We start from the raw sequence: 25,813 nt of genomic DNA, 5'->3' as shown, positions 1-25,813 counted from the left end.
CGTCCCAAAGAAGCGGCACCCCGTCGCGCCGAGTTGCGCACCCACCCGGCCTCAGCCACAACCCCGCGTGCCGTACTCCACCAACCCCGCCGTCACCAACTCCGCGTTGGACCCAGCCGGCCGCCCCTCGGGCAGGACCAGCACATCCTCCAGCCCAATGCGCGTCGCCAACCCCAACCGCCCCGCAAGCCGCAGCACCGGCCACGCACCCCCGTCCTCCCCGTGCAGCAGCACGGGACGCCCGTGGGCCGCGCCCAGGTCGGACAGCAGTGCCTGTGCGGAAGCCGCCGCGCTCGAAGGGTCCGGGTCCGTCACCTCCGCAAGCACCCGCAGGACCTTCGGCCCGAGCGGCGACACCGCGAACCGCTCCGCCGCGTCCGTCCCGGACCAGATGCCGGCCTCCACTCCCACCCCGAGACCGAGCAGCTCGGCGGCCACCTGTTCGGCCCCCGGCTCATGCCAGTTGACCGAGGCGTGGTCGGGCAGGACGGTCCAGCTGCGGATCCGGTCGAGCCGGGCGGCGGGGTCCGGCTCGGCCCACGCCCCCGTCGTCACACCCACCGGTACGGACACCCGTGCCCGGATCTCCGCCAGCGTCTCGGCGAGCACCCTCGGCGACAGCGTGTCCCGCCCGCAGGGCGTCTTGGGATGGACATGGACGTCCGTGGCCCCGGCCGCGACGGCGGCCGCCGCGGAGTCGGCCATCGACTCGGGCGTCAGCGGCACCGCCGTACCGTCGGCGGCGGTCCGCGGACCGTTCAGACATACCTGCACCATGCCGGCCATGGTGTCAGCCGGCACCGACAGTGGGGGTGCGGCATCCCCGGCGCACCCCCCGCGCACCCGCATCCGTCAAGCCGACACCAGCAACCTCGCCCGCCTGGCGTCCGCCAGCGCTTCGGGCGTGAGCACGGGACGCGGCACCAGGATTCCGCAGTCCGTGCAGACCGGACCCGCCGAGGGCTCGTGGTCCAGACCGTACTTCCAGGCGAGTTGCTCCCCGCCGCACGCCGGGCACGTCGAGCCCGGCTCGCGCTCCAGCGCGGCGATCAGCCGGCGCAGCACCTCGGCCAGCGGTTCACGGGGATGGACCGCCGGATCGTCGCACCACGCCACGCCGAAACCGCCCCAGGTCAGCCGGTGCCAGTCGTCCACACTGCCCGGCCTGCGCAGTCCGTCGTGCTTCTCCTTCTTGCGGCGCTCGGCGAACTCGACCTCATAGGCCAGCCAGACCGCCCGCGCCTCCTCCAGTTCGTCCAGTGCGGCCACGAGCCGCGCTGGATCGGGGGACCGGTCCTCCGGACCGAACCCGGCCCGGGAGCACAAATGGTCCCAGGTCGCCCTGTGTCCGTAAGGGGCGAACCTCTCAAGGCACTTGCGCAGCGAATAGCGCCGCAAGGCCAGATCGCACCGCGGATCGCGGACCTGTCTCGCCAGACTCCGGAAACCGGCCATCGTCCTGCACCTCCGTCACACCTGCACCTGTAATCCGGTCACTTCGGCGTCGTCGTACGGACGTCGCCGAATAGACGTATCGACAAGCGAATCGGCTCCATCCGATTTCAAATGGCCTCCATAAGCGGTCCGAAGAGGCTCGCCAGTCGACTGCCGTGGTCCGTGTGCCTGTTGTGCTGACTCCCAAAAGTGACGCTTGTTCATCTTCAAACGCGGGGATACCGGCGGTAACATCCCGCCCACCCCCACGGGAGGAGCTCCCATGCCACGGCGTCACCCACGCACCGTTCTCGACAGAATGAGAACTCCCCACGGAATCCCCGGGTTCCTGAAGACCGCATCGGTATGCGCCCTGATCGCAGGTCTTTTGTCGCCGCTGGCCCCGGCGGCGGCCTCGGAGACGGCGACCGTCCAGGCCGCGGCCGCGGCGAACGACCACTGCGGAAACCAGTGTTCGGACATCCTCCCGCCCGGTCAGAACGGCAACGCCACCCTCGCCCAGATCCTCCTCAACCAGGCCTTCGGCACCCAGCCGGAGCACGCCGAGGACCAGCTCGGGCCCTACGCCGACCTGGCCAAGGGGTACACCGGACTCACCAACGACAAGATCAACACGTTCTTCAACGACGCCTCGTTCGGGGTGCCCGCCGATCAAGTCGCCTCCACCGTCAAACCCGCCGGCCGCGGTGACGTGACGATCGTCCGGGACAAGAAGACCGGTGTGCCGCACATCACCGGTACCACTCGATACGGCACGGAGTTCGGAGCCGGCTATGCGGCCGCCCAGGACCGGCTGTGGCTGATGGACGTCTTCCGGCACGTCGGGCGCGGACAGCTGACCTCCTTCGCGGGCGGCGCGCCCTCCAATCAGGGCCTGGAGCAGCAGTTCTGGCGGCACGCGCCCTACACCGAGGCCGATCTGCAGGCGCAGATCGACAACGCCGTCGCCACCAACGGCGAGCGCGGCAAACAGGCCCTCGCCGACGCCCGGGCCTACCTCGACGGCATCAACGCCTACATCGACGCCTCCGACAGCGGCCGGAACTTCCCCGGCGAGTACGTCCTGACGGGCCACAAGGACTCCGTCACCAACGCCGGGAAGATAGAACACTTCAAGATCACCGACCTGGTCGCGCTGGCCTCGGTCATCGGCGCGCTCTTCGGCTCCGGCGGAGGCGGCGAGGTCAACAACGCGATCTCGCTGCTGGCCGCCCAGGAGAAGTACGGCGTCGCCGAGGGCACCAAGGTGTGGGAGTCCTTCCGGATGCGCAACGATCCGGAGGCCGTCCTCACGCAGCACAGCGGCAGCTTCCCGTACGCGACGAAGCCGGACTCCCCGCAGGGCACGGCACTGCCCGACGCCGGCTCGGTGCGGCAGGAGCCGCTCATCTACGACCGCACCGGCAGCGCCGCCGCGCCGAGCGCCACCGGCGCGTCCCGCGACGCGGCGAAGACGGCCCTGTCCTCCGCGAAGCGCGGCATGTCCAACGCCCTGGTGGTCAGCGGAAAGCACACCGCCAGCGGCCACCCCGTCGCCGTGTTCGGCCCGCAGACCGGCTACTTCGCCCCGCAGCTGCTGCTGCTCCAGGAGCTCCAGGGCCCGGGCATCAGCGCCCGCGGCGCCTCCTTCGCCGGCCTGAGCTTCTACGTCGAGCTCGGCCGCGGCCAGGACTACGCGTGGAGCGCCACCACCTCGGGCCAGGACATCATCGACACGTACGCCGTCGAACTGTGCCAGGACGACTACCACTACCTGTACCGCGGCACCTGCACGCCGATGGAGAAGGTCGAGCAGAAGAACGCCTGGAAGCCGACCGTCGCCGACGGCACCGCGGCCGGTTCGTACACGATGCGCGTGTGGCGCACCAAGTACGGGCCGGTGGAGTACCGCGCCACGGTCGGTGGCAAGAAGGTCGCCTACACCACGCTGCGCTCGTCCTTCCTGCACGAGGCCGACTCCATCATCGGCTTCCAGATGCTGAACGACCCCGAGTACGTCAAGGGCCCGGAGGACTTCCAGAAGGCGGTGCAGCACATCAACTACACCTTCAACTGGTTCTACGCCGACTCCGAGCACACCGCGTACTACAACAGCGGCGACAACCCGGTGCGCGCGAGCGGCGTCGACGCCGAGTTCCCGGTGTGGGCGCGGCCGGCGTACGAGTGGCGGGGCTGGGACCCGGCGACGAACACGGCCGACTACACCCCGGCCTCCGCCCACCCCCACTCCGTCGACCAGGACTACTACATCTCCTGGAACAACAAGCAGGCCAAGGACTACACGACCGCGCCCTGGGGCAACGGGTCCGTGCACCGCGGCAACCTCCTGGAGGACCGGGTGAGGAAACTGGTCCAGCAGGGCGGGGTGACCCGGGCCTCGCTGGTGAAGGCCATGGCGGACGCGGGACTCGCCGACCTGCGGGCCGAGGACGTGCTGCCCGACCTGTTGAAGGTCGTCAACAGCTCGCCCGTCACCGACCCGGCGGCGGCCGCCGCCGTCGGCAAGCTCCAGGCGTGGCTCGCCGCGGGCGGGAAGCGCACCGAGACCTCGGCCGGCTCGAAGAAGTACGCCGACGCCGACGCGATCCGCATCCTGGACGCCTGGTGGCCGCTGCTGGTCAAGGCCGAGTTCGAACCGGGCCTGGGCAGTGAGCTCTTCGAGGCCATGACCGCCAACCTGCCCGTGGACGAGTCCCCGTCGGCCGCGCACGGCCCGACCGGCTCGCACGCCGGGAGCTCCTTCCAGTACGGCTGGTGGAGCTACGTCGACAAGGACATCCGGGCCGTCCTCGGCGAGCAGGTCCAAGGGCCGCTGGCCCGCGAGTACTGCGGCGACGGCAGTCTCGCCGCCTGCCGGGACACCCTCGTCAGCACCCTGAAGGAGGCGGCCGGCAAGACCGCCGCCCAGGTCTACCCGGGCGACGACGTGTGCGCGGCGGGCGACCAGTGGTGTGCCGACTCGATCAACCACCGCACCCTCGGCGGCATCAAGCACGGCAAGATCAGCTGGCAGAACCGGCCGACCTACCAACAGGTCGTGGAGTTCACCTCACACCGGTGACGCGAGGGCCGGCGGCGGGTCAGCGGACGCGGCCCGCCGCCAGCACCAGCCGGGCCAGCTCCTCGTGCAGGATGTCGCTGTGCGCCCCGGCCGGCGGCCCGCCCCGTCTCACCACCGCCGCCGCGTCCACGTTCACGCACCCCGAGGCGGGCAGCTTCGCCTTCAGGGCCTGGGCGAGGGTGTACGCGCGCGTGCCCGGCACCGCCTGGACGCCGTCGTAGCCCAGAGCGCCCCACTTGGCGCCCAGGGCCCGGCCCATGTCGAGGCCGGCGACCGACCGGCTGTCGCCCGCCATGCGGGACGCCAGCGGGTACATCGTGCCGAGTGCCGTGTCGTGCCGCGAGTGGCAGCACACCAGGGGACCGTCGACGCGGTTCTGCTGTCCCTGGAGCACTCCTCCGGCCCGGGCGTCGTGCGGCAGCCGGGCCGCGAAGGCGTAGTGCGAGAACGCCCCTTGGAGCAGCGTCACCGACTTCACCGTGCGGACGCCCTCGGGGAGACCGCGCAGCGCGAACGACACCAGCCGCGCGCCGAAGCTGTGCCCGACGAGGTGCACGCGCACATGCGGCGCAGCCGCGGCGAGCTGCCCGACGACCCGGCCGAGTCCGCGCTCGCCGACGGTGCCCGCGCGCCGCTTCATCGCGTAGTACGTCGCCTGCCGCAGCAGCTCGTGGGCACCGTCCCAGGGGTTCGGGATCCTGAAACCCCGTGGGGCACCGGTGACGTCCGGTTCCGCGAGCGCCCGCGCGAACTCCGCGCAGGCCGCCGCCGAGGACCCGGCGAACATCCCCGGCTCGCTCTGCGGCACTCCCTCCGCCTCCGTGTCCGCAGCGAACAGCGCCTGCGGCCCGGGCGCCACCACCTCCACCAGCAGCCGCACCAGCCGTCCGAACTCCTCCAGCTCGGCCTCCTCCGGTGGTTGCTGCTCCAGCAGCCGGGCGATCTGGTCGACCAGGATCGCCCGGCCCGGGAAGGTCTCCAGCAGCGCGTGCCGGGTGTCCTTGTCGAGGGCCGGGCGCCGGGGCGAGTCGGCGGCCACGGCCCGGGGGAAGTCGGGGATCGGCTCGTCCGAGAACCGCATCGCCGGCCACAGCACCCCGGCGTACCCGATCCGGGCGGCCGGGGCCAGCCGGGGGAGCGGCGCGAAGAAACGGTCGTAGAGCCGCGTCGCGCCCGAGCGGTCGTTGTTCCAGCCGTGGGCGAAGACGATCAGGTCGCGCACCTTCCGTTCGCTCACCCCGGCGAGCAGCCGGTCGCGCTGACGGCCCGCCGGGTCCCCGTCCGCGTCGAAGGTCAGCTCCCAGTAGGGAGTCACGCTCATCGCCGGATCCGCCATGACAAGGCCCCCTCGCCCCCGGGTGACGCCACGTGTGGCGCATCGTCCTGCCAACGGGGGAGCTTGGCCATACGTCACGGGCGCATTCGGGCGTGCGGCCGCGCTCAGCGGTAGAGGAGGTACTTCCGCCGCATCCCGCGGAAGGCCGCCAGGTCCTCCTGCCACCCGGCCACCACCTCGTCGGTGTCCGCGCCCGCGTCGATCATCGTGCGCACGCGCGTGGAGCCGGTGAGTTTGTCGATCCAGTGGTCCGGGCGCCAGGCGAAGCCGCTCCAGACCCGCTTGGCCGTCACGAGCAGGGCGATGCCGGTGCGGACGGGGTCGAACGCGGCCCGGTCGTGCACATGGACCTGCACCCCGCCGATCGTCTTCCCCTGGAACTTCGAGAAGGTGGGCGCGAAGTACGCCTCCCTGAACCGCACGCCGGGCAGGGCGAGTTCGTTCGCCGCGGCCGCCCAGCGCCGGTCGATGCCCTCCGCCCCCAGCAGCTCGAACGGCCGGGTCGTGCCGCGCCCCTCCGACAGGTTGGTCCCCTCGAACAGGCATGTCCCCGAGTACACCAGGGCCGTCTCTGGCGTCGGCATGTTCGGGCTCGGCGGCACCCAGGGCAGCCCGGAGGCGTCGTAGAAGTCCGACCGTTTCCAGCCCGACATCGGCACGGTCTCCAGCGGCACGGGCTCGGTCAGGAACTCCTCGTTGAACAGCCGCGCCAGCTCGGCGACGGTCATGCCGTGGGCCTGTGCGATCGGTTGGCGTCCCACGAACGTGGCGAACTCCTTGTGCAGGACGGGCCCGAGGGCCGCCCGGCCGGTCACCGGGTTGGGCCGGTCCAGGACCACGAACCGCTTGCCGGCGAGCTGTGCCGCCTCCATGCAGTCGTACAGGGTCCAGATGTACGTGTAGAAGCGGGCGCCGACGTCCTGGATGTCGAAGACGACCGTGTCCACGCCGGACGCGGTGAAGACGTCGGCGAGCGGCCGGCCGCTCTTGAGGTACGTGTCGTAGACGGGCAGGCCGGTCGCCGGGTCGTCGTAGCGGCCCTCGGAGCCGCCGGCCTGGGCGGTGCCGCGGAAGCCGTGTTCCGGGCCGAAGACGGCCCTCAGCTCCACTCGGGTGTCCGCGTGCATGACGTCGACGATGTGGCGGGCGTCGCGGGTGACGCCGGTCGGGTTGGTGACGACGCCCACCTTCTGGCCCTTGAGCAGGGTGTAGCCGTCGTGGGCGAGTCGTTCGAAGCCGGTGCGGAGTCGGCGGTGGGGCGGGGCTGCGGCGGCGGTGGGCGCTGTCGAGACGGCGGCCGTGGCGGCTGCCGTGAGGACGGCTCGTCTGGAAGGGCGCATGAAGTGGCCTCCGTGATCCGTTTTCTGCCGGTTCGTCGTGGCTGGTCGCGCAGTTCCTCGCGCCCCTAGGGTGCTGCGCCGCCCCCTTCCTTCAAACATACCGACCGGTTAGTCTGGGCCTGCTTGCTGAGCCGCGTCTTAAGGAGACCGATGGTGGGAGCCTTTCAGGGGTCGGGCGTCGTCGTCACGGGGGCCGGGGGCGGGATCGGGGCCGCGCTCGCCCGGCGGTTCGCCGCCGAGGGGGCCCGGGTCGTCGTCAACGACCTGGACGCCGAGCGGGCCAAGCTCGTCGCGGAGGAGATCGGCGGGATCGCCGTGGCCGGCGACGCCTCGGCGATCATCGGGCAGGCCCGCGACGCGCTCGACGGGACCGTCGACGTCTACTGCGCCAACGCCGGAGTCGCCTTCGAGGGCGGCAGCGCCGACGGGCCGCTGGACGAGACGGCCTGGGCCGCCTCCTGGGACGTCAACGTCATGGCCCATGTCCGGGCGGCCCACGCCCTGCTGCCGGACTGGCTGGAGCGGGGCGGCGGCAGGTTCGTGTCCACGGTCTCCGCCGCCGGACTGCTCACCATGATCGGCGCGGCGCCCTACGCCGTCACCAAGCACGGCGCCCTCGCCTTCGCCGAGTGGCTGTCGCTGACGTACCGGCACCGGGGCGTGAAGGTGCACGCCATCTGCCCGCAGGGCGTGCGCACCGACATGCTGGCCGCGACCGGCAGCGCGGGCGACCTGGTGCTCAAGCCGACCGCGATCGAGCCGGAGGCCGTGGCGGACGCCCTGCTCAAGGGCGTCGAGGAGGACCGCTTCCTGATCCTGCCCCACCCCGAGGTCGCCGCCTACTACCAGGCCCGGGCCGGTGACCCCGACCGGTGGCTGACCGGCATGAACCGCATCCAGCAGCAGTGGGAGGAGAACCGGTGACCGAGTCCCGTTACGCGGCCCAGCCCTGGCTCGCACTGCTCAGCGACGACCAGAAGGGCCCGATCAGCCCCGCCGGCTCCCTGGTGCACGCCCTGCGCCGGGCCGCGGCCGAGACGCCGGACGGCGACTTCCTGGCCTACTTCGACGGCCGGCTGACCTACCGCGAGGCCGACGAGTTCAGCGACTCCGTAGCCGGGCACCTGGCGGCCCGTGGTCTGGAGCGCGGCGACCGGGTCGCGGTCCTGCTGCAGAACTCCCCGCACTTCGTGCTCGCCGTGCTGGGCGCGTGGAAGGCGGGCGCGGTGGTCGTGCCCGTCAACCCGATGTACAAGTCCGGCGAGGTGGCCCACGTCCTGCGGGACGGCGAGGTGGCCGCGCTGATCTGCTCGGACCGGGCCTGGGAGTCGTACCTGCGCGAGACGGCGGCGGACTCGCCCGTGCGGATCGTGCTCACCGGCTGCGAGCTGGACTTTCAGACGCGCGACGACGCGCGTGTGCTCACCTTCGAGCGGCTGCCCCAGGCGGCGGACGCCGACGACCTGGCCGCGGTCGCACGGGCCGGGCACAAGGCGCCCGTGGACCGGGACCCCGACCCCGCCGACATCGCGCTGATCAGCTACACCTCGGGCACGAGCGGCACGCCCAAGGGCGCCACCAACACGCACGGCAACATCATGTACAACGCCGAACGGCAGCGGACCGGCCTCGGGCTGCCCGAACGCCCCGTCTACTTCGCGCTGGCGCCGCTGTTCCACATCACCGGCATGGTCTGCCAGCTCGGCGCCTGCCTGAACAGCGCCGGCACGCTCGTGCTGGCCTACCGCTTCGAGGCGGGCGTGGTGCTCGACGCGTTCGCCGAGCACCGGCCGCACTACACCGTCGGCCCGTCCACGGCCTTCATGGCCCTGGCCGCCCACCCCTCCGTCACGCGCGACCACTTCTCCTCCTTCCGGGTGATCTCCTCCGGAGGCGCCCCGCTGCCGCCCGCGCTGGTGGAGAAGTTCCGGGCGGGCTTCGGCCCGTACATTCGCAACGGCTACGGGCTCACCGAGTGCACCGCCCCGTGCGCCTCCGTGCCGCCCGGCCTGGAGGCGCCCGTCGACCCGGTCTCCGGGACCCTCGCCGTGGGCCTGCCCGGCCCCGACACGGTCGTCCGGATCGTCGACGACCACGGCGACGAGGTGCCCTTCGGTGAACAGGGCGAGATCGTCGTCCGCGGCCCGCAGGTGGTGCCCGGCTACTGGCGGCGCCCCGACGCCACCGCCGAGACGTTCCCCGGCGCCGAGCTGCGCACCGGCGACATCGGCTTCATGGACGAGCAGGGCTGGCTGTACGTCGTCGACCGCAAGAAGGACATGATCAACGCGTCCGGCTTCAAGGTGTGGCCGCGAGAGGTGGAGGACGTGCTCTACACCCACCCGGCGGTGCGGGAAGCCGCCGTGGTGGGCGTGCCCGACGGGTACCGCGGGGAGACCGTCAAGGCCTACATCAGCCTGCGTCCGGGCGCCGAGGCGGACCCGGATGCGCTCGCCGCGCACTGCAAGGAGAGACTGGCCGCCTACAAATACCCGCGCCAGGTGGAGATCCTGCCGGACTTGCCGAAGACGGCCAGTGGGAAGATCCTCCGTCGGGAGCTCCGTTCCCGGACGCAAGGCAACTGACAGCAGTACGGAAAGGCAGGTGGCGGCAGTGCCCAGGACCACGGACCCGGACGGCACTCCCGTCCCTCAGCGGCTCCTGGCCGCCGCCACCCGGCTCTTCGCCGAGCAGGGCTACGACCGCACCTCCGTGCAGGAGATCGTCGAGGCGGCCGGTGTCACCAAAGGGGCGCTGTACCACTACTTCGGCTCGAAGGACGACCTGCTGCACGAGGTGTACGCGCGCGTGCTGCGCATCCAGCAGGAGAGACTGGACGCCGTCGCGGGCGCCGACGAGCCGGTCGAGAAGCGGTTGCGGGCCGCGGCGGCGGACGTCGTCGTGACGACCATCGACAACCTCGACGACGCGATGATCTTCTGGCGGTCGATGCACCACCTGAGTCCCGAGAAGAACAAGCAGGTGCGCGCGGAACGCCGCCGCTACCACGAACGCTTCCGCGCGCTGATCGAGGAGGGCCAGCAGTCGGGCGTCTTCTCCAAGGCGACGCCGGCGGACCTGGTCGTCGACTACCACTTCGGCTCGGTCCACCACCTGTCGACGTGGTACCGCCCGGACGGCCCGCTCAGCCCCCAGGAGGTCGCGGACCACCTGGCCGACCTGCTGCTCAGGGCCCTGCGCCCGTAACCACCCGTACGCCGAGGGGGTTCAGGGGGCTCCGCCCCTGAACCCCCTCGCCCTCACAGGTACCGCTTCAACTCCCGCCGGGCCAGCGACCGCTGATGCACCTCGTCCGGCCCGTCCGCGATCATCAGCGTCCGCGCCCCCGCGTAGAGCTCCGCCAGCGGGAGGTCCTGGCTCACCCCGCCCGCCCCGTGCAGCTGGATCGCCCGGTCGAGGATGTCCACCACCGCCCGGGGCGTCGCGATCTTGATCGACTGGATCTCGGTGTGCGCCCCGCGATTGCCCACCGTGTCCATCAGCCACGCCGTCTTCAGCACCAGCAGCCGCAACTGCTCCACCGTCACCCGCGCGTCGGCGATCCAGTTCTGCACCACGCCCTGCTGCGCCAGCGCCTTCCCGAAGGCAGTCCGGGACACCGCCCGCCGGCACATCAGCTCGATCGCCCGCTCCGCCATGCCGATCAGCCGCATGCAGTGGTGGATGCGCCCGGGCCCGAGGCGCGCCTGCGCGATGGCGAAGCCGCCGCCCTCCTCACCGATCAGGTTCGACACCGGCACGCGCGCGTGGTCGAAGACCACCTCGGCGTGCCCGCCGTGGTAGTGGTCCTCGTACCCGAACACCTGCATCGCCCGCTTGATCGTGACGCCCGGGGTGTCACGCGGCACCAGCACCATGGACTGCTGGCGCCGGATGTCCTCCCCGTCCGGGTCGGTCTTGCCCATCACGATGAAGATCCTGCAGTCGGGGTGCATGGCCCCGGAGATGTACCACTTGCGGCCGGTGATGACGTACTCGTCGCCGTCCCGCTCGATGTGGGTCGTGATGTTCGTGGCGTCGGAGGAGGCCACGTCCGGCTCGGTCATCGCGAACGCCGAGCGGATCTCACCGGCCAGCAGCGGCTCCAGCCACTGCTTGCGCTGCTGCTCGTCGCCGAACTGGGTGAGCACCTCCATGTTGCCGGTGTCGGGCGCGGCGCAGTTCGTCACCGTCGGCGCCAGCTGCGGCGAGCGGCCCATGATCTCCGCGAGGGGCGCGTACTGCAGGTTGGTCAGCCCGGCGCCGTACTCGGAGTCCGGCAGGAAGAGGTTCCACAGGCCCTGCCTGCGCGCCTCGGCCTTCAGCTCCTCCACCACCGGCACGGTCTCCCAGGGGGAGTCGAGCCGTGCGCGCTGCTCGTGCGCGACTGCCTCGGCCGGGTAGACGTGCTCGTCCATGAAGGCGAGGAGCCTGGCGCGCAGCTCTTCGGTGCGCGCGTCGAAAGCGAAGTCCATCTGGATCAGCCCTCCTGGAGGCCTTCGTGGAGCGTGGTGAGTCCGTGCCGGACGAAGACGGGCACGAGGTCGCCGATGCGGTCGAAGCCGCGCCCGACCGTCTGGCCGAGCGTGTAGCGGTAGTGGATGCCCTCCAGGATCACGGCGAGCTTGAACCAGGCGAAGGCCGTGTACCAGGAGACGGCGGAGACGTCGCGCCCCGAGCGCGCGGCGTACCGCTCGATGAGTTCGGACGGCGAGGGGTTGCCGGGCGCCTCGGCGGTGGTCGAGACGGGCGACTCGGGCATGCCGAGCGGCATGCTGTACATCACCAGCAGGCCGAGGTCGGTGAGCGGGTCGCCCAGCGTCGACATCTCCCAGTCGAGGACCGCCTTGATCTCGTCGTCCTCGCCGATCAGCACGTTGTCGAGCCGGTAGTCACCGTGCACCACGGCCGGGGCGGGGGAGCGGGGCAGCTCGCGCCCGAGCGCGGCGTGCAGCTCGTCGATGCCGTCCAGGTCGCGGTTGCGGGAGGCGTCCAGCTGCTTGCCCCAGCGCCGCAGCTGCCGGTCCAGGAACCCCTCGGGCCGCCCGAAGTCGGCGAGACCCACCTCGCCCGGGTCGACCGCGTGCAGCTCCACGAGGGTGTCGACCAGGTTCAGCACCGCGCCCCGGGTCCGCTCCGGACCGAGCGGGAGGAGCTGGTCGGCGGTGCGGTAGGGCGTGCCCTCGACGAACTCCATGACGTAGAACGGCGCCCCGAGCACCTCCTCGTCCTCGCACAGCAGCACCGGCCGCGGCACCGGCACGGCGGTCGGGTGCAGCGCGCTGATCACCCGGTGCTCGCGCCGCATGTCGTGCGCGGTGGCCAGGACGTGGCCGAGCGGGGGCCGGCGCACGACCCACCGGGACGTGCCGTCGGAGACCGCGTAGGTGAGGTTCGACCGTCCGCCCTCGATCAGCCGGCCGGACAGCGGGCCGCCCACCAGGCCGGGCCGCTCGCGTCCGAGCAGGCCGCGCAGCCGGTCGAGATCGAGTCCGGGTGGATGATCGGGGCTCATGAATCGCTCCTACGGGCAGGTGAACAGTTCCCGACTCATGATGCCGACCGGTCGGTATGTCGTCCAGAGCGGGGCCGAAACGTGATCGGAGCCACGATAGGCCGACGGCCGCCGCGACGGGACGCCGGGGAGGTTCCGGCCGGTACGTTCAGGCCATCCGGCTTGCGGGCCGCCCTGCGAGCCCGGAAGGTCAGAGCCATGAAGGCCATCAGCTACTCACGGTACGGCGGACCCGAGGTGCTGGCGTTCGGGGAGGTGCGCGACCCCGTGGTCGGCCCGGACGCGGTGCTGGTGAAGGTGCGGGCGGCGGCCGTGAACCCCGTCGACTGGAAGGCGCGCGAGGGCCACCTGGACGGGATCCTCGCCCCCTTCTTCCCCGTGGTGCCCGGCTGGGACGTCTCGGGCGTCGTGGTGCGGCCGGGTGTGGCCGTCTCGGAGTTCGACGTCGGGGACGAGGTCATCGGGTACGTGCGCGAGGACTTCCTCTCCCGCGGCACCTTCGCCGAGTACGTGGCCGCGCCCCTGCGCACCCTCGCGCGCAAGCCGCGCAACCTCTCCTGGGAGGAGGCGGCCGGACTGCCCCTGGTGGGGCTCACCGCCTACCAGGTGCTGGTGAAGGTGCTCCAGGTCAAACGGGGGGAGACCGTCCTGGTGCACGCCGCGGCCGGCGGTGTCGGCTCCGTCGCCGTGCAGCTCGCCGTCCACCTGGGTGCCCGGGTGATCGGTACGGCGAGCGAGCCGAACCACGACTTCGTGCGGGGCCTGGGAGCCGAGCCGGTGACCTACGGGGAGGGCCTGGGCGAGCGGGTGCGGGGGGTGGCGCCGGAGGGCGTGGACGCGGCGTTCGACACGGTCGGCGGGGACGCGCTGAAGGTCTCGGCGAACCTGCTGGCCCCCGAGGGCCGGCTCGCGTCCATCGCCGACAACGAGGTGGTGAACTTCGGCGGCCGCTACTACTTCGTCCGCCCCGACGCCGACGACCTGCGACGGCTGTCCGAACTGGCGGAACAGGGCGTGGTGAGCGTCCACGTCGACGAGACGTTCCCGCTGGAGCGGGCGGCTGACGCGCACCGGCTGAACGAGCAGGGCCGCACGCGCGGCAAGATCGTCGTGACGGTGCCCTGGGAGGGCGACGGCGCCGAGTGACGACCGGGGCGCGCGGAGGGCCGGGGGCCTGGAGGCCGCAGCCGGGGTCCTGGAGGCCGAAGCCGAGGGTCCTGTGCGACGAAGCCGGGAGGCCTGGAGGCCGGGGGTCCTAGAGGCCGGGGTCCTGGAGGCCGGGGTCCTGGAGGCCGGGGTCCTGGAGGCCGGTGCCCTAGAGGACGAGTGCCGCCCCGCACACCGCCATCGCCACCGTGCACAGCGCCGCCGCCGCGGCGTGCCGGGGCGCGAACGACGCGGGGGCGGCGGTGGCCGCGAGCGTGCGGATGCGGCGGTGGGCGACGCCGAGGAAGCCCAGCCACAGGGCGCAGATCAGTGCGCAGGCGAGGATCCCGGGCGTCGACGCCCCGCCGTGCAGCGCGGTCTTCACGGCGAGGACGGCCGTGACCGTGCCCGACAGCGTCGTACGCCGCCACGCCAGGCGGGTCCGCTCGGGCTGCAGCCCGGGATCGCGGTCGGGGTCCTGCCGGGCCGCCGCCGTGCTCACCCTTCCCACCCCACGAGCACCACGACGACCATGGCGACGGCGACGACGGCGACGACCAGGCTCAGCAGCGCCGGGAACCGGGACACCGGCAGGTCCTCGCCCCGGCGCATGGCCCGCTCGCAGCGCACCCAGTGGTTGACCGCCCGCAGCGAGCACAGCACGCCCGCGGCGAGCAGCGCGAGCGCCAGCCCGACCCGCCAGCCCCAGCGCAGGTCGGGCAGGAACTGGTCGACGGCGAAGCCGCCGCCGATCAGCGCGAGCGCGGTGCGCAGCCAGGCCAGGAAGGTGCGTTCGTTCGCCAGCGAGAACCGGTAGTCGGGCGTCTCACCGTCCCGCCGGACCTCCGCGGGCACGAACCACAAGCGGACGTTCCGCACGAACTCGATCATCTGCGCGACCCTACCCAAGCCGATCGCCGGGCGTGGCGCGGAACGCCTTGAGCCGCTCGTACGCCGCCAGCCCGTCGGGCACCCACTCCCAGTCGCCGAGGCGTCGCTCCACCTCGTCCTCGGGCAGGAAGTCGTGCCAGGCCACCTCCTCGGCCTGCGGCCGGACGGGCAGCTCGCAGCGCACCTCGTACACCGCCGACCACCAGGTCCGGCCGGTGCCGTCGTCGTAGAGGAACTTGAAGAGGTACCGCGGGTCCGGCAGGCCGGTCACGCCCAGTTCCTCCTCGGCCTCGCGCAGGGCGGCCGTGTCGTAGGCCTCGCCGGCGCCGACGACTCCGCCGACGAACATGTCGTACAGGGAGGGGAAGACCAGCTTGGTCGGTGTCCGCCGGTGCACGAAGATCCGGCCCTCGGCGTCCCGGGCCTGGATGAACACGCAGCGGTGCCGCAGCCCCCGGGTGTAGGCCTCGCCCCGCGGGGACTGCCCGATGACCTGGTCGTTCTCGTCGACGATGTCGAGGATCTCGTCAGCAGCGCTCATGGCCTCATCCAAGCAGGGGAGGCAACCGGAGCGGGACGGGGGCGGCCGGGGCCGGGCGGCCGGGGGAGGACGCCGTGGCCCGGGTCAGGGCGAAGCGGGGCTCACCGCGGGGGTCGCCACGCGCGTCCGCTCCGGGACCGTCCCCGTCGGCATCGCCGGATGCAGCCCCAGCAGGACGATCCCGGCCACCACGGCCAGGAGCCCGCCGGCCTCCCAGGTCAGCGCCACCGCGTCGGTCCGCAGCCGGTCGCCCAGGAAGCCGACGCCGCAGATGATCCCGGCGAGCGGCTGGGCCGCGGTGAGGGCGGGCAGCGACTTGCGCAGGGACGCGGTCTCGAAGGCGCTCTGCACGAGGACCAGCCCGGTGACGCCGAGCGCGAGAACGGCGTACGGCTGCCAGCCGGTCATCAGCTCGACGAAGCCGCCCTCGGAGAACGTCTGCCCGCTCACCCGCGTCAGCGCGTCCTGCACGCCGTAGAGCAGCCCGGCGGCCAGCGCCAGCAGTACGGGACCGGAACTCAGCCGGGACCGCTTGCCGCGTGCGGTGAGCAGCAGCGCGAGCCCGATCATGACCCCGATGATCAGCCACTGCCGCACCGGATCGGCCGTCGCGGCGCCGCTCTGCGGCTGACCCGCCACGATGAACGCCGTCACACCGCCCGCCAGCAGCAGCAGACCCGCCCAGCCCTGGCGGCCCAGCGGCTGCCGGGTCTGCCTGCGGGACAGCGCGAGCGCGAAGAGCAGGTTCGTCGCCAGCAGCGGTTCCACCAGCGACAGCTCGCCCTGCCCGAGCGCGGCCGCGCCCAGGGCCATGCCGACCACCATCAGCGCGATGCCGCCGAGCCAGCGCGGCACCTTCACCAGGTCGATGAGCAGCCGGAAGGAGAGGAAGTCGCTCAGCGGGGCCCGCTGGGCCGCGTTCTGCTGCAGGACGAATCCGAAGCCCAGACAGCAGGCGGCGCTCAGGGCGAGCACCAGGACCAGTACCGACACGCGGTGTACCTCGATCGTCAGGTCGGGTTCACGATGGCGTAGGGGCCGACTGTACCGGCCGGCTCCGCCCGGCGCGCCCGTACGTCCTTCCATCGTCGGGGGCGGCTCTCGCCCACGCTATGACGTACGTCACAAAGGGCGAAACGGATAAATCGGATGCTGGTTACAGCATCCTCGGGACCCCCTTCGATCACAAAATCCTCACGAGTAACGCCAGTTGACGCGTGTAACACCCGGGCGGCCCTTGACGTTAACCGTTGGCTGGGGGTTGGCTGTGCGTGATCAGTTCATGGCAATGCGCACACCCGCGCCCCCGACCGCCGTGAGCCGAAACACCAGAAGAGCGCGTGAGGAAGTCCCGCGGTGTCCCCACCCCCGCCTCCCCTCGGCCGTGGCCGCAGACGTGCGGTGCAGGCCTTCGACGAGGCCCTCGACGACGCCGACCTCGTGGCCGCCCGCGCCGCGCTGGCGCAGGGCCGCTGGCAGAACGCCCGGTCCCTGCTGGTCCACACCGGGGACGACTGGGACCGCCGCGGCCACCGCGTCACGGTCCTCGCGCGGGAGTCCTACAGCGTCGCCTGGGCCCGCGAGTGGCTGCTCGCCGAACCCGAGTCGGCCGACGCCGCCGTACTGCTCGCCCTCGCCCAGGTCCGGCGCACCCTGCACGGCAAGGGCAAGCCCGCGCAGGCCCGCGAGTCCTGCCGGCGCGCCGCCGAGCGGGTCCCCGCCGACCCCACCCCCTGGCTCGGCCTGCTGCTGCTGGAGTGCGCCGCCGGCTCCGACCAGGACGTGGTCCGGGCCTTCGAGCAGGTCCGCGGCCGGCACCCCGACCACCACCACGCCCACCACCTGATGGTCGCCCGGCTCGCCGGACGCCGCACCGAGGCCGGCCCGGACCCGCTGCACGAGGTCTACGACTTCGCCAACTGGGCCGCCGAACAGGCACCCGCCGACTCCCCGCTCGCGATCCTCCCGGTCATCGCGCACGCCGAGCGCTACCGGGTGCTGGCCGCCGCCGGACACGAACCCGCCGACCCGGCCGCCTCCGGCCACTGGACCGGCCGCCGCGCCCGGCAGGTCATGAAGGCGGCCTTCGACTGGTGGCTGGAGTGGGAGCTGGAGGGCCATCCACGGCGGCTGATCGACCTGAACTTCCTCGCCCACGCCAAGTTCTGCGAGGGGCGGGGGGCCGAGGCCGCCGCCCTCTTCCACCGGATCGGCCGGCACGCCACCCCGGCGCCCTGGTCGTACCCCGACCGCGACCCGCACACCGCCTTCGCCGCCGCCCGCGCCGGCGCGCTCGGCACGGCCTGACACCCCCGGAATCCCACCAGTGAGGACGCACTCCCGATGACCACGGACAGTTCGACACCGAGCACATCCGCCGCAGGCGGCATCAGCACCTTCAAGGGGCAGGAGCGCGCCCTGCGCGCCGACCGGCTCGGCACCGGCGGACTGCTGCTGTCGGTCCTCGCCGCGACCGCCCCGCTCATGGTGGTCGCGGGTGTCATGCCCACAACATTCGCGGTGATGGGCATCGTCGGCCAGCCGCTGCTCTTCGTCGTGCTGGGCGTCGTCCTGGTCCTGTTCAGCATCGGCTACGCCGAGATGAGCCGCCACGTCCACAACGCGGGCGCCTTCTACGCCTACATCTCCCGCGGCCTCGGCGGCACCGCCGGAGCGGGCGCCGCCCTGGTCGCCCTCGTCGCCTACAACGCGCTCCAGATCGGCATCTACGGCATCTTCGGCTTCGAGGTCTCCGGGCTCCTCGCCACCTACGCCGAGGTGGAGGTCGCCTGGTGGATCCCCGCCCTCGTGGCCGCGCTCGCCGTCGGCCTGCTCGGCTGGCTGAAGATCGACGTCAACGCGCGCGTGCTCGGCGTGCTGCTGGTCATCGAGGTGCTCCTCGTCGTCGTCTTCGACGTCGCCGCCCTCGCCGACCCCGGCAAGGAGGGCCTGTCACTGCACGCCTTCAACCCCGACACCCTCACCGGCGCCGGCGTCGGCACCGCGCTCTGCTTCTGCATCGCCGCGTTCCTCGGCTTCGAGCAGGCACCCGTGTACGCCGAGGAGACCAGCCGCCCGCACGTCCTGGTGCCGCGCGTGATGTTCCTCGCCGTCGGCGGGGTCGCCGTGTTCTTCGCGCTGAGCAGCTGGGCCCTCACCGTCGCCACCGGCCCCTCCGCCATCGTCGGCACGTCCCAGAAGCAGAGCGCCGGACTGCTGTTCTTCCTCACCGAGTCCCGCCTCGGCGGCACCTTCACGGACGTCCTGCACGTCCTGTTCGTCACCGGCATGTTCGCGGCCCTGCTCAGCTTCCACAACGTCGTCGCCCGGTACGCCTTCGCCATGGGCCGCGAGGGCCTGCTGCCCGCCGCCTTCGGCCGCACCAGCGGCACCAGCGGCGCGCCCGGCACCGGCTCGCTGCTCCAGAGCGTCGTCGCCGTGGTGGTCGTGGCCGCCTTCGCGATCGCCGACGACAAGCCGGTCGGCGACCCGACCGCCCCGGTCCTGCACCTGTTCACCTGGCTGGGCAACATCGGCGCCCTCGGCGTGATCGTGCTGATGGCGGCGGCCTCCCTGTCGGTGGTCGTCTTCTTCGTCCGCCGCGGCGCCGCCGGCGCCCAGGCCTGGCGTCTCGTCACCTCCGCGCTGGCCGGGATCGCCCTGCTCGTCATCGCCTGCTACACGGTCAAGGACTTCGAGGTGCTGGTCGGCGCCGGCCCGGACTCCTCGCTCAGCTGGGTGCTGCCCGGCATCATCGGCCTCGCCCTGGTCGCGGGCCTGGTCCTCGGCCTGGTGCTGCGGGCCCGCGCCCCCGAGAAGCACGCCCGGATCGGCCTCGGCAACGAGGCGTTCCAGCTGGAGAAGGCGGCCTCGTCCTGACCCCGCCCGCGTAAGAAGTGGTTACGGAACTCTGACGGGCACCCGCGATCCCTGTCCTGACGGGGCCGCGGGTGCTCGAATGAGTACGTGAACGAGGACGTACCTGAGGGTGTGGAAGAAGGACCCCCCGCGGAACGGGGCACTCCGGTCGGCCGCCGTGTCTTCCTCGGCACCCTCGCCCTGGGCGCTCTCGGCGTGGTCGCCGCGCCGCCGCTGCAACGCGGCCTGGAGGGCTTCCTCGGCAGCGCCGCCGACAAGGACCCCACCGGCCTGACCGGCCTGCTCCCGAACGGCGGCGGCTTCCGCTACTACTCGGTCGCCTCCTCCGTCCCGCGCAAGAACGCCGACACCTACCGCCTCACGATCGACGGCCTGGTCGACCGCCCCGCCACCTACACCCTGGCCGACCTCAAGGCCCTCCCGCAGACCCGCCTGGTCCGCGACGTCCAGTGCGTCACCGGCTGGCGCGTCCCCGACACCCCCTTCGAGGGCGTACGCCTGTCCCGGCTGCTGGACGCGGCCGGGGTCCGCCCCACGGCCAGGGCCATCCGCTTCACCTGCTTCGACGGCACGTACACCGAGAGCCTCACCCTCGCCCAGGCCCGCCGCGCCGACGTCATGGTCGCCCTGCGCATGCAGGACAAGGACCTCGGCCACGCCCACGGCGGCCCCGTCCGCCTCTACGTCGCGCCCATGTACTTCTACAAGTCCGCCAAGTGGCTCTCCGGCATCACCCTCACCGACGAGGTCGATCCGGGCTACTGGGAGGAGCGCGGCTACGACGTCGACGCCTGGGTGGGCCGCTCGAACGGACGCGACGATGCGCCTACGAGCTGACACCCCGGTCACCGTCCGGCGCTTCAGCCGGGCCGAGCGCTGGGTGCACCGCACGACGGCCGCGCTCATGGGCGTCTGCGTCCTGACGGCGGCCTGTCTCTACGTCCCCCAGCTCGCCGAACTCGTCGGCCGCCGCGCCCTGGTCGTCACGCTGCACATCTGGGCCGGCCTCGCCCTGCCCGTCCCCGTCCTGGCAGGACTCGCCTCCCGGGCCCTGCGCACCGACCTCGGCCACCTCAACCGCTTCGGCCCGCACGACCGCACCTGGCTGCGCGCCGCCCTGCACCGCGACAAGCGCCCCGCGTCCCGCCCCGCCGGCAAGTTCAACGCGGGCCAGAAGATCTACGCGGCCTGGATCGCCGGCGCCACCCTCGTCATGCTCGGCACCGGCCTGATGATGTGGCTCACCCACCTCACCCCCCTGCTCTGGCGCACCAGCGCGACCTTCGTCCACGACTGGCTGGCCCTCACGATCGGCATCGTCCTGGCCGGCCACATCGGCATGGCCCTCGCGGACCCGGAGTCCCGCAGGGGGATGCGCACCGGCGGGGTGACCAGAGAGTGGGCGGACAGGGAGCACCCCCTGTGGCGCCCGTAGGTGACGCCCCTCAGGGGCGCGGGGAACTGCGCGAAGAACCCCCACACACCCGCAGACGCTCGACGGCCGCTCGGATCACGGCGCCGGGGCGAAATCCAACAACACCTTGCACGCCCGACTCCGATCAGCGGCCAGCACGAACGCCGACTCGGCCTCCCCCACGGGAACCACCGCACTGATCAGCCCTTCGAACACCGGCTCAGCCGCCAACAACTCAAGCGCCTGATCAAACTCCCCGTCGAACCGGAACGCCCCCCGCAGCTCGATCTCCCGGCTCACCACCAGGTTCCCCGCGAACGGACTGTCCCCCGCCGGCAACATCCCCAACTGCACGACGACCCCACCCCGCCGCACCCGCCGCAGACACGCGTCCAGCCCCCCGGCCACCCCGGACGCCTCGATCGCGACATCCACCTCGGACGGCCACCCGGGGTCGTCGGGATCATCGGCCCGTACAAGGGCGTCCGCCCCCGCCGCCGAGGCGTACGCCAGTGCGGCCGGGAGCAGGTCCGTCACGGTGACCCGGGCGGCCCCCGCCGCCTTCGCCGCCGCGACCACCAGGCACCCGATGGGCCCGGCCCCGGTCACCAGCACGTGCCGGCCGGCCACGTCCCCGGCCCGCCGCACCGCGTGCAGCGCGACGGCCAGGGGTTCGGCGAGCGCGGCCCGCCGCAGCCCGAGCCCGTCCGGCAGGGCCCGTACCTGTTCGGCGGGCACGACCACCCGCGCCGCGAACCCGCCCTGCACGTGCGGAAAGCGCGCCGCACTGCCCAGGTACCGCGTGTCCCGGCAGATGTTCCGCCGTCCGCCCGCGCACTCCGGGCACACCCCGCACGGGGTCGCCGGATGCACGGCGACGGCCGTGCCGGGCGCCGGACCCGACGCGCCGGCCCCGTACTCCACGACGGTGCCCACGACCTCGTGCCCGAGCACCATCGGCTCGCGCAGCCGGAAGTCACCGACCCCGCCGTGCCGCCAGTAGTGCAGATCGGATCCGCACACCCCGCCGTACCGGACGGCCACCAGCGCCTGCCCGGGCCCGGGCACCGGCACCGGCAGCTTCGCCACGCGCAGGTCGCCCCGGCCGTGGATCACACAACCCAGCATCACAGTCTCCCGGCAGCCGGTCACAGCACGCTCGTCATACCGCCGTCGACGTACAGCACCTGCCCGCCGACGAAGTCCGCGGCGGGGGAGGCGAGGAACAGCACCCCGCCCACCAGGTCCTGCGTACGCCCCCAGCGCCCGGCCGGCGTGCGCCGCCGCACCCAGGAGCTGAACTCCTCGTCCTCCACCAGCGGCCGGGTCAGCTCGGTCTCGATGTAGCCGGGGCCGAGCCCGTTGACCTGCACCCCGTGCGGTCCCCAGTCGGCGCACATGCCCTTGGTCAGCATCTTCAGCGCGCCCTTGGTGGCGGCGTACGGCGCGATCCCGGGCCGCACCACCTCGCTCTGCAGCGAGCAGATGTTGATGATCTTGCCGTGGCCGCGTTCCGTCATCCGGCGCGCGGCCTCCCGGCCCACCAGGAAGGCACTGGTCAGGTTGGTGTCCAGGATCCGGTGCCAGTCGGCGTCGGCGAACTCCAGCAGCGGCGCGCGCAGTTGCATGCCCGCGTTGTTCACGAGGATGTCGAGCGGGCCCACCCGCTCCTCGACCTCGGCGATCCCCGAGGCCACCGAGGGTCCGTCGGTCACGTCGAACGCGGCCGTGTGCACCCGGTCGCCGGGCAGCTCGCCGGCGGCCTCGGCCAGCCGGTCCTTGTCGCGTCCGTTCAGCACGACCGTGCAGCCGGCCTCCGCCAGACCGCGGGCCAGAGCCAGTCCGATGCCCCGGCTGGAGCCGGTCACCAGCGCCGTCCGGCCGCTGATGTCGAAGAGGGGGTGAGCCGTCATCGCCGCAGCGCTCCTAGATCACGAGGGACAACAGCAGGACCAGACCGCCGGCGACCACCGAGATGATCGTCTCCATGACGGACCAGGTCTTGATGTTCTGGCCGACGCTCAGCCCGAAGTACTCCTTCACCATCCAGAAGCCGGCGTCGTTGACGTGGCTGAAGAACAGCGAGCCGGCGCCGATGGCCAGGACGAGCAGGGCGGCGTGCGTGGTGGACATGTCCGCCGCGAGCGGGGCGACCAGACCGGCGGCCGAGACCGTGGCCACCGTCGCCGAACCGGTCGCGAGCCGGATCACCACGGCGATCAGCCAGGCCAGCAGCAGCGCGGGAATGGCCCAGTCCTCGGAGATGTCCAGGACCATCTGTCCCACACCCGTGTCGATGAGCGTCTGCTTGAAGCCGCCGCCCGCGCCGACGATCAGCAGGATGCCCGCGATCGGCATGAGGCTCTTCTCGACGAGCGGCGAGATCCGCTCCTTGGAGAACCCGGCGGGCCGCAGCAGCGTGAAGATCCCGACCAGCACCGAGGCGAGCAGGGCGATCATCGGGGCGCCGATGACGTCGAAGACGCGCTGCACGGCGTTCTCGGGGTCGTCCACCACGATGCCGACCAGTGCCTTGGCGAGCATGAGGATCACCGGGAGCAGCACGGTGAAGAGCGTGGCGCCGAAGCCGGGACGCTTCTCGAGGTCCTCGGAGGCGCGCTGCGGGATCATCTTCTCGGGGGCCGGGACGTCGACCCAGCGGGCCGCGTACTTCGAGAACAGCGGCCCGGCGATGATCACCGTCGGGATGGCGACGAGGACGCCCAGCGCCAGCGTCACGCCGAGGTCGGCCCCGACGGCGTCGATCGCGACCAGCGGGCCGGGGTGCGGCGGCACCAGGCCGTGCATCACGGACAGGCCCGCGAGCGCCGGGATGCCGATGCGCATCAGCGAGTAGTTGCCGCGCTTGGCGACCATCAGCACCACCGGGATCAGCAGCACGATGCCGACCTCGAAGAACAGCGGCAGTCCGATCACGGAGGCGATGAGCACCATCGCCCACGGCATCGAACGCCCGCCGGCCCTGGCCAGGATGGTGTCGACGATCTGGTCGGCGCCGCCGGAGTCGGCGAGCATCTTGCCGAGGATCGCCCCGAGGGCGATCAGCACGCCGACACCGGCGACCGTGGAGCCGAGGCCGGTGCTGAAGCTGGTGAGGACCTTGTCCAGCGGCGCCCCGGCGATCGCGCCGAGCGTCAGTGACCCGATGGTCAGCGCCAGGAAGGCGTGCAGCTTGAACTTGGTGATGAGCAGGACGATGACGGCGATGCCCGCCAGGACGGCGATGCCCAGCTGAGCGTGGCCGGCCGAGGTGATCGGCTCGGGTGCGTCCGCTGCCAGCATCTCGACGCTGAGTCTGGTCACGGGGGTTGTCCCTTGCGTTGGGGAGTCGGGGAGAGGGGAGGGAGACCGGGAGGGGTTACCGGATCGGCTCGGGGAGCGAGCTGAGGGCGTGCACCGCCCGCTCGGTGATCTCCGCCGGGCTGCCCGTGACGTCCACCGCGACCCCCGCCTCGTCCGCCTGGAGCGGCTGGAGCGTGGCGAACTGGGAGTCGAGCAGCGTCGTGGGCATGAAGTGCCCCTGCCGGTGCGACATCCGGTCCTCGATCAGCGCGCGGTCACCCGTGAGGTGCACGAAGACCACGCCGGGCGCGGCGGACCGCAGCCGGTCGCGGTACGACCGCTTCAGCGCCGAGCAGCTGACCACCCCGCCGAGCCCGGCCCGCCCGTGCGCCCAGTCGCCGATGGCGTCCAGCCAGGGCCACCGGTCCTCGTCGGTGAGCGGCGTCCCGGCCGACATCTTGGCGATGTTGGCCGGCGGGTGGAAGTCGTCGGCCTCGGCGTACGGAACGCCGAGCCGGGCCGCGAGCAGGGGACCGATGGTGGTCTTGCCGGTGCCCGCGACGCCCATGACCACGACGACGTGGGGGGTGTTCATCGCTGCCTCACTGTCTGCTGTCTTCGTCGACACGTGATGTCGACGCAACTGAAACCCATTAGGTACGACGAATTCAAGAGGTCGTGATGAATAAGTCTGACTTTTTGTCTCCGTGATCTACCCCGTACGCTGAGTGCATGACCACACCGGGCCGGGGGCTGCACGGCCACGTACTGGACACCCTCGGCCCCGAGATCACCGCGGGGGAGTACCCGCCGGGCAGCGTGCTGCGCACGGACGAACTCGCCCAGCGTTTCGACGTGTCACGCTCCGTGATGCGCGAGGCGGTCCGCGTCCTGGAGTCCATGCACCTGGTCGAGTCCCGCCGCCGCGTCGGCGTCACGGTCCGCCCCATGGCCGAGTGGAACGTCTACGACCCGCAGGTCATCCGCTGGCGCCTGGCCGGCGCCGACCGCCCCCGGCAACTGCGCTCCCTCACGGTGCTGCGCTCGGCGATCGAACCGGTCGCGGCCGGCCTCGCCGCCCGGCACGCCACGGCCGGGCAGTGCGCCGAACTCACCGAGTGCGCCCTCGGCATGGTCGCCAACTCACGCGGCCACAAACTGGAGGAGTACCTCGTCCACGACGTCGCCTTCCACCGCGTCATCCTGGACGCCTCCGGCAATGAGATGTTCGCCCGCCTCGGCGACGTCGTGGCCGAGGTCCTGGCCGGCCGCACCCACCACGACGTGATGTTCGAGGACCCCGACCCGGCGGCCGTCACCCTGCACGTCCAGGTCGCCGAGGCGGTCCGCGCGGGCGACGCCGTCCGCGCGGAGGAACTGACCCGCGAGATCACGGTCGGCGCCCTCCAGGAACTGGACATCCTGGCGCCGTAGGACCGCTACGGCAGGAACTCCCCGTCGACGTACACCCACGCCCCGTCGACCCGCTCGAACCGGCTGAGCTCGTGCAGCGACCCACCCCGGTACGAGGCCCGGAACTCCACGGTCCCGGTGGCGTGGAACGCGGACCCGTCCCGCGTGCCCAGGATCTCCAGCCCGGTCCACCGCATCCCCGGGTCGAGCTCCAGCGTCCCGGGCCGCGTCCGCGGATGCCACGTCCGCAGCAGATACCCGGCGTCGCCCTGCACGAAGGCGCAGTACCGCGACCGCATCAACGCCTCCGCGGTGGGCGCGGCGCCGGCCCCGGAGTGGAAGCGGCCGCAGCATGCCTCGTAGGGCTCGGGAAGCCCGCAGGGGCAGGAACGCCTGGTCATGGTCACCCTCTCCGCGGAAACGCCTGAGGGCCGTGACCTCGCGGTCACGGCCCTCAGCCTCATGTGTCCGAGGGGGGACTTGAACCCCCACGCCCGATAAAGGGCACTAGCACCTCAA

Annotated in this window: 25 protein-coding genes; 10 read left to right on the top strand and 15 right to left on the bottom strand. The window is 72.2% G+C overall.

Annotation, left to right across the window (positions count from 1 at the left end; translation table 11 throughout):
* Window positions 1–51 precede the first annotated feature (51 nt).
* The gene (locus ABZ948_RS23995) at window positions 52–777 is read right to left on the bottom strand and encodes a 3-keto-5-aminohexanoate cleavage protein (RefSeq protein ID WP_359762688.1); all 726 of its coding nucleotides are present in this window, start codon (window positions 775–777) and stop codon (window positions 52–54) included.
* Between the two features lie 75 nt (window positions 778–852).
* Window positions 853–1,455, bottom strand: a complete 603-nt coding sequence (locus ABZ948_RS23990) for a hypothetical protein (protein WP_359762686.1) — start codon at window positions 1,453–1,455, stop codon at window positions 853–855.
* A gap of 262 nt (window positions 1,456–1,717) precedes the next feature.
* Between ABZ948_RS23990 and ABZ948_RS23985 the strand changes: the two genes are divergently transcribed.
* Window positions 1,718–4,516, top strand: a complete 2,799-nt coding sequence (locus ABZ948_RS23985; RefSeq protein WP_359762684.1) for a penicillin acylase family protein — start codon at window positions 1,718–1,720, stop codon at window positions 4,514–4,516.
* 19 nt (window positions 4,517–4,535) lie between these two features.
* Here ABZ948_RS23985 and ABZ948_RS23980 read toward each other — a convergent pair whose 3' ends face one another.
* Window positions 4,536–5,852 (bottom strand): serine-threonine protein kinase, encoded by a 1,317-nt coding sequence (locus ABZ948_RS23980; protein WP_359762683.1) that lies wholly within the window; start codon window positions 5,850–5,852, stop codon window positions 4,536–4,538.
* A gap of 104 nt (window positions 5,853–5,956) precedes the next feature.
* Entirely contained in the window at window positions 5,957–7,192 is a 1,236-nt protein-coding gene (locus ABZ948_RS23975) for an exo-beta-N-acetylmuramidase NamZ family protein (RefSeq protein ID WP_359762681.1), read from the bottom strand.
* Window positions 7,193–7,342: 150 nt separating this feature from the next.
* On the opposite strand from ABZ948_RS23975, the gene ABZ948_RS23970 reads away from it, so the two are divergent.
* From ABZ948_RS23970 to ABZ948_RS23960, 3 genes are read left to right on the top strand one after another with little or no spacing between them, the layout of a single operon-like run.
* Window positions 7,343–8,116, top strand: coding sequence for an SDR family oxidoreductase (locus tag ABZ948_RS23970; RefSeq protein WP_359762679.1), 774 nt, complete (start codon window positions 7,343–7,345; stop codon window positions 8,114–8,116).
* Window positions 8,113–9,777: a class I adenylate-forming enzyme family protein gene (locus ABZ948_RS23965; RefSeq protein ID WP_359762677.1), complete on the top strand. Its 1,665-nt coding sequence runs from the start codon at window positions 8,113–8,115 to the stop codon at window positions 9,775–9,777. Before ABZ948_RS23970 ends, ABZ948_RS23965 begins: the two co-directional genes overlap by 4 nt.
* A gap of 28 nt (window positions 9,778–9,805) precedes the next feature.
* A complete protein-coding gene (locus ABZ948_RS23960) occupies window positions 9,806–10,399 on the top strand; it encodes a TetR/AcrR family transcriptional regulator (protein ID WP_359762675.1) in 594 nt (197 codons plus the stop codon).
* Between the two features lie 53 nt (window positions 10,400–10,452).
* On the opposite strand, the gene ABZ948_RS23955 is transcribed toward ABZ948_RS23960, so the two are convergent.
* Both ABZ948_RS23955 and ABZ948_RS23950 read right to left on the bottom strand, forming a co-directional pair.
* Window positions 10,453–11,667 (bottom strand): acyl-CoA dehydrogenase, encoded by a 1,215-nt coding sequence (locus tag ABZ948_RS23955; protein ID WP_359762673.1) that lies wholly within the window; start codon window positions 11,665–11,667, stop codon window positions 10,453–10,455.
* Window positions 11,668–11,672: 5 nt separating this feature from the next.
* The gene (locus ABZ948_RS23950) at window positions 11,673–12,707 is read right to left on the bottom strand and encodes a phosphotransferase family protein (protein ID WP_359762671.1); all 1,035 of its coding nucleotides are present in this window, start codon (window positions 12,705–12,707) and stop codon (window positions 11,673–11,675) included.
* Between the two features lie 198 nt (window positions 12,708–12,905).
* Between ABZ948_RS23950 and ABZ948_RS23945 the strand changes: the two genes are divergently transcribed.
* Window positions 12,906–13,853 (top strand): NADP-dependent oxidoreductase, encoded by a 948-nt coding sequence (locus tag ABZ948_RS23945; RefSeq protein ID WP_359762669.1) that lies wholly within the window; start codon window positions 12,906–12,908, stop codon window positions 13,851–13,853.
* A gap of 169 nt (window positions 13,854–14,022) precedes the next feature.
* Here ABZ948_RS23945 and ABZ948_RS23940 read toward each other — a convergent pair whose 3' ends face one another.
* From ABZ948_RS23940 to ABZ948_RS23925, 4 genes are all read right to left on the bottom strand, one after another.
* Complete coding sequence (locus tag ABZ948_RS23940) at window positions 14,023–14,355, bottom strand: DUF202 domain-containing protein (protein WP_359762667.1); 333 nt, start codon at window positions 14,353–14,355, stop codon at window positions 14,023–14,025.
* The gene (locus tag ABZ948_RS23935) at window positions 14,352–14,744 is read right to left on the bottom strand and encodes a YidH family protein (RefSeq protein ID WP_031114549.1); all 393 of its coding nucleotides are present in this window, start codon (window positions 14,742–14,744) and stop codon (window positions 14,352–14,354) included. Before ABZ948_RS23935 ends, ABZ948_RS23940 begins: the two co-directional genes overlap by 4 nt.
* 10 nt (window positions 14,745–14,754) lie before the next feature.
* A complete protein-coding gene (locus ABZ948_RS23930) occupies window positions 14,755–15,285 on the bottom strand; it encodes an NUDIX hydrolase (protein ID WP_359762664.1) in 531 nt (176 codons plus the stop codon).
* An 84-nt stretch (window positions 15,286–15,369) separates the two neighbouring features.
* Window positions 15,370–16,278 (bottom strand): DMT family transporter, encoded by a 909-nt coding sequence (locus tag ABZ948_RS23925; protein WP_359762662.1) that lies wholly within the window; start codon window positions 16,276–16,278, stop codon window positions 15,370–15,372.
* A gap of 363 nt (window positions 16,279–16,641) precedes the next feature.
* Here ABZ948_RS23925 and ABZ948_RS23920 point away from each other — a divergent pair, with 363 nt between their 5' ends.
* The 4 genes from ABZ948_RS23920 to ABZ948_RS23905 all read left to right on the top strand — a co-directional run bounded on the left by ABZ948_RS23920 (window position 16,642) and on the right by ABZ948_RS23905 (window position 20,599).
* A complete protein-coding gene (locus ABZ948_RS23920; RefSeq protein ID WP_359762660.1) occupies window positions 16,642–17,592 on the top strand; it encodes a hypothetical protein in 951 nt (316 codons plus the stop codon).
* A gap of 36 nt (window positions 17,593–17,628) precedes the next feature.
* Window positions 17,629–19,164, top strand: coding sequence for an APC family permease (locus ABZ948_RS23915; protein ID WP_359762658.1), 1,536 nt, complete (start codon window positions 17,629–17,631; stop codon window positions 19,162–19,164).
* A gap of 111 nt (window positions 19,165–19,275) precedes the next feature.
* Entirely contained in the window at window positions 19,276–20,001 is a 726-nt protein-coding gene (locus ABZ948_RS23910) for a molybdopterin-dependent oxidoreductase (RefSeq protein WP_359762656.1), read from the top strand.
* A complete protein-coding gene (locus ABZ948_RS23905) occupies window positions 19,985–20,599 on the top strand; it encodes a cytochrome b/b6 domain-containing protein (RefSeq protein ID WP_359762655.1) in 615 nt (204 codons plus the stop codon). The genes ABZ948_RS23910 and ABZ948_RS23905 overlap by 17 nt, the downstream gene beginning before the upstream one ends.
* 75 nt (window positions 20,600–20,674) lie before the next feature.
* Here ABZ948_RS23905 and ABZ948_RS23900 read toward each other — a convergent pair whose 3' ends face one another.
* The 4 genes from ABZ948_RS23900 to ABZ948_RS23885 are packed head-to-tail and all read right to left on the bottom strand — an operon-like array spanning window position 20,675 to window position 24,476.
* Window positions 20,675–21,706 carry an L-idonate 5-dehydrogenase gene (locus ABZ948_RS23900; RefSeq protein WP_359762653.1) on the bottom strand — a complete coding sequence of 344 codons (1,032 nt, stop codon included), beginning with the start codon at window positions 21,704–21,706 and terminating at the stop codon, window positions 20,675–20,677.
* A gap of 20 nt (window positions 21,707–21,726) precedes the next feature.
* Complete coding sequence (locus ABZ948_RS23895) at window positions 21,727–22,491, bottom strand: SDR family oxidoreductase (RefSeq protein WP_359762651.1); 765 nt, start codon at window positions 22,489–22,491, stop codon at window positions 21,727–21,729.
* Window positions 22,492–22,504: 13 nt separating this feature from the next.
* Window positions 22,505–23,902: a GntP family permease gene (locus ABZ948_RS23890; protein WP_359762649.1), complete on the bottom strand. Its 1,398-nt coding sequence runs from the start codon at window positions 23,900–23,902 to the stop codon at window positions 22,505–22,507.
* A gap of 55 nt (window positions 23,903–23,957) precedes the next feature.
* Window positions 23,958–24,476, bottom strand: a complete 519-nt coding sequence (locus ABZ948_RS23885) for a gluconokinase (protein ID WP_114251095.1) — start codon at window positions 24,474–24,476, stop codon at window positions 23,958–23,960.
* Window positions 24,477–24,613: 137 nt separating this feature from the next.
* Between ABZ948_RS23885 and ABZ948_RS23880 the strand changes: the two genes are divergently transcribed.
* Complete coding sequence (locus ABZ948_RS23880) at window positions 24,614–25,315, top strand: FadR/GntR family transcriptional regulator (protein WP_359762647.1); 702 nt, start codon at window positions 24,614–24,616, stop codon at window positions 25,313–25,315.
* Between the two features lie 5 nt (window positions 25,316–25,320).
* Here the strand turns inward: ABZ948_RS23880 and ABZ948_RS23875 are convergent, their stop codons facing one another.
* Complete coding sequence (locus ABZ948_RS23875) at window positions 25,321–25,695, bottom strand: YchJ family protein (RefSeq protein WP_359762645.1); 375 nt, start codon at window positions 25,693–25,695, stop codon at window positions 25,321–25,323.
* Window positions 25,696–25,813 lie beyond the last annotated feature (118 nt).

The organism is Streptomyces olindensis, from assembly GCF_040645895.1.
GTDB classification, from domain to species: domain Bacteria; phylum Actinomycetota; class Actinomycetes; order Streptomycetales; family Streptomycetaceae; genus Streptomyces; species Streptomyces olindensis.
This window is presented reverse-complemented; position numbering and strand designations above follow the sequence as displayed.